General features: G+C 44.7%; 1 tRNA gene. It reads right to left on the bottom strand.

The features are described 5' to 3' along the window. Positions 1-127 precede the first annotated feature (127 nt). A tRNA-Val gene (locus AB4209_RS22525) sits at positions 128-203 on the bottom strand. Between the last annotated feature and the right edge of the window lie 50 nt (positions 204-253).

Raw genomic sequence — 253 nt, 5'->3', positions numbered from 1 at the left:
TCCAAATTGTTAAAGAGCAATGATACTTCTTGTGAAGTTCATTTTCTAAAGACTCTCACAGTCGAAAAATCCAACCAGCGACATAAGAAGTGGTTTGGAGGTTTAACTTCCAAGAATATTTAGAGAATGGTGGGCGATACCGGGCTCGAACCAGTGACCCCCTGCTTGTAAGGCAGGTGCTCTCCCAACTGAGCTAATCGCCCACGATAGTTTTAATTCCTTCGTGGAGAAAGAATGGTGGGTCGTGCAGGAT

This window comes from Vibrio sp. 10N.286.48.C11 (assembly GCF_041469805.1).
GTDB classification, from domain to species: Bacteria; Pseudomonadota; Gammaproteobacteria; order Enterobacterales; family Vibrionaceae; genus Vibrio; species Vibrio crassostreae_C.
Note: the sequence above shows the minus strand (reverse complement) of the source record. Positions and strands in the feature narration are given on the sequence as shown.